Genomic DNA, 3,043 nt, shown 5'->3' on the forward strand with positions numbered 1-3,043 from the left:
GCAAATAGACCTAGCTAAGGATTTACAACTATCTAGATCCACTGTCTGGGGCTTTCTTAATGGTAGAGCCGTTGATTATCTAAATTTTTATGAACTTTGCCAGAGATTAGGTCTAGATTTGCAAAAAATAGCTGATTTTGATTCTCAAGGTAGTAAGAACTCATTTCTCGCTTTGGATGTGGAGTCTTTTGAGGCTAGCGATGATATTTATCAAGAGCAGACAGAAGCCTCGAATTATGTGGAGCGGCCTCCCATCGAAGCTCGCTGCTATGAGACAATTTTTCAGCCTGGTTCCCTGCTCCGAATTAAAGCCCCCAAGCGCATGGGTAAAACTTTGCTGATAGACAGGATTCTTCAGCAGGCAGCGAAGGAAAACTATCGAACAGTACGCTTAAGCCTGCTGCTAGCAGATGAGGCAGTTTTGAAAAGCCTAGATGAATTCTTGCGCTGGTTTTGCGTAGTTATTTCTCGGCAGCTCAAACTTCCTCCTCAACTTGCTGATTATTGGGAAGAAGGTTTGGGTAGTAACTATAACTGTACCATGTACTTTGAGGAGTATTTACTAACTCAATTAGACTGTTCTTTTGTCTTAGCCTTAGATGATGTAGATCGAATTTTTCCCTATGGCCATATTGCTGGTGACTTTTTAGGTTTATTGCGAGCTTGGCATGAAGAAGCGAAGAGTCGCACTATCTGGAAAAAGCTTCGGTTAGTTGTAGCTCATTCGACAGAAGTTTATATCCCATTGAATATTAATCGTTCCCCATTTAATGTTGGGGTACCAATCGAGTTGCCAGAGTTGACACCTGAGCAAGTGCAGGATTTAGCAAGACGGCAGAGACTGGATTGGGATAGTTCCCAAGTTATGCAGCTAATGGATTTAGTGGGAGGGCATCCTTATTTAGTACACAGAGCAATCTATCACTTGACTTGTCAAGAAATTACTTTTGAACACCTGTTGACAACAGCCTATACAGAAGCTGGAATTTATAGCGACCATCTGCGGGGACATTTGTGGAATTTACAACAGCATCCAGAACTCGCTATGACGATGAAAAAGGTGGTTAAGGCAACGACACCAGTGCAATTAGATCCCATGCAAACATTTAAGTTACAAAGTTTGGGGTTAGTTCAGGTACATGGTAATGATGTCGAGCCTCGCTTCAATTTGTATGCTCGATATTTTTGCGATCACTTGTAGATCCCCCCAATCCCCCTTAAGAAAGGGGTCTAATAAATACCTGAAATTGTCATAATGAGCAATTTATCTTTCAGAGACATCTATGAACACAACACAAAATGCGATTTATCACTATCAAGTTGGTGGAAGTTTAGCGGCTGATGCTCCTACTTATGTCGTGCGTCAGGCAGACCAAGACCTTTATGAAGGGTTGAAGGCTGGGGAGTTTTGCTATGTCCTCAACTCGCGCCAGATGGGGAAGTCTAGCTTGCGAGTCCGAACCATGCAAAGGCTGGAAGCTGAAGGGATAAGCTGTGCTGCGATCGACTTGACTACTATCGGTAGCCAAAATGTAACTCCGGCAGGTTGGTACATGGGCGTGTTCTACGATTTAGTGAGGAAGTTTGAGTTATCGGGAAAGATTAACCGCAGGACTTGGTGGAAAGAGCGGGAATTGTTGTCACCCGTACAGAGTTTAAGCGAGTTTTTTGAGGATGTGCTGCTGGCAGAGATTCGTCAAAATATTGTCATTTTTATTGATGAAGTTGACAGTGTACTTAGCTTAAATTTCTCGACTGACGATTTTTTTGCTTTGATTCGGGCTTGCTACAATCAACGTGTCGATAATCCAGATTACAAACGTCTCACATTTTGTTTACTGGGAGTTGCTACACCTTCTGATTTTATTCAAGATAAAAATCGTACACCGTTTAATATTGGGCTAGCTGTTGAAGTATGTGGTTTTGAATTTAATGAAGCTCTGCCGTTAGCTGTGGGATTAACAGGTAAAGCCAGCGACTCGCAGGCAGTGTTAAAAGAGGTGTTAGACTGGACGGGGGGACAGCCATTTCTCAGCCAAAAGCTTTGCCAACTTGTTTCTACTTCTAAGTCTTCTATTCCAATTGGGGAGGAAGCCAAGAGGGTGGGACAGGTGGTGCGATCGCACATTATCGAAAACTGGGAATCTCAAGATAATCCAGAGCATCTGAGGACAATACGCGATCGTCTTCTGTGCAATGATCAAGATACTAGCCGGCTGCTGGGACTATATCAGAAAATTTTGCAACAGGTAGAAGTACCAGCTGCTCACAGTTCTGAACAAGTGAAATTGCAACTGTCAGGGTTGGTAGTTAAGCAAGATAGCAACTTAAGAGTTTATAACCCCATTTATCACGCAGTTTTTAATCGGAATTGGGTTGATCAGATATTAACAAATTTGCGCCCTTATGCTGAGGCAATTGCTGCTTGGATAGCTTCGGATTATCAAGATCAATCGTGGTTATTACAGGGGCAAGTATTGCGGGATGCTCAGGCATGGGCAGCAGATAAAAGCTTGAGTGTTGAGGATTATCAGTTCCTAGCAGCCAGCGAAAAAGAAGCGTTGCGGCAATCTGAAGCCCTGTTAACATGGCAAAAACAACAGAACCAAGAACTAGAACAAGCCTTACGAGAGCTGCGACGGACTCAGTCTCAATTGATTCAAACTGAAAAAATGTCCAGCTTAGGACAGTTAGTTGCTGGCGTCGCCCACGAAATTAACAATCCAGTCAACTTTATTTATGGCAATCTGACCTATGCCAATCAATACGCCAATGAGTTGTTAAACCTCTTAAAACTATACGCCAAACACTATCCGCAACCAGTACCAGAAATTCAAGAGGAAGCTGAGGCAATTGAGCTGGAATTTTTGATTGAAGATTTGCCAAAAATCCTGGAATCAATGAAGATGGGTGCTGAGCGCATACGCGAGATTGTTCACTCCCTGCGGAGCTTCTCACGGCTCGACGAAGCCGAAATGAAGATGGTAGACATTCATGAAGGCATTGACAATACGCTAATGATTTTGCAAAATCGCCTGAAAGG

General features: G+C 43.0%; 2 protein-coding genes. Both read left to right on the forward strand.

Annotation, left to right across the window (positions count from 1 at the left end; genetic code table 11):
* The coding region (locus tag V6C93_RS03950; RefSeq protein ID WP_333475345.1) for an AAA-like domain-containing protein at positions 1–1,201 on the forward strand (1,201 nt) is incomplete at its 5' end.
* An 82-nt stretch (positions 1,202–1,283) separates the two neighbouring features.
* Positions 1,284–3,043 (forward strand): AAA-like domain-containing protein (locus V6C93_RS03955; protein WP_333475346.1); only part of this gene is annotated, 1,760 nt, incomplete at its 3' end.

Source organism: Allocoleopsis sp., from assembly GCF_036703385.1.
GTDB lineage: Bacteria > Cyanobacteriota > Cyanobacteriia > Cyanobacteriales > Coleofasciculaceae > Allocoleopsis.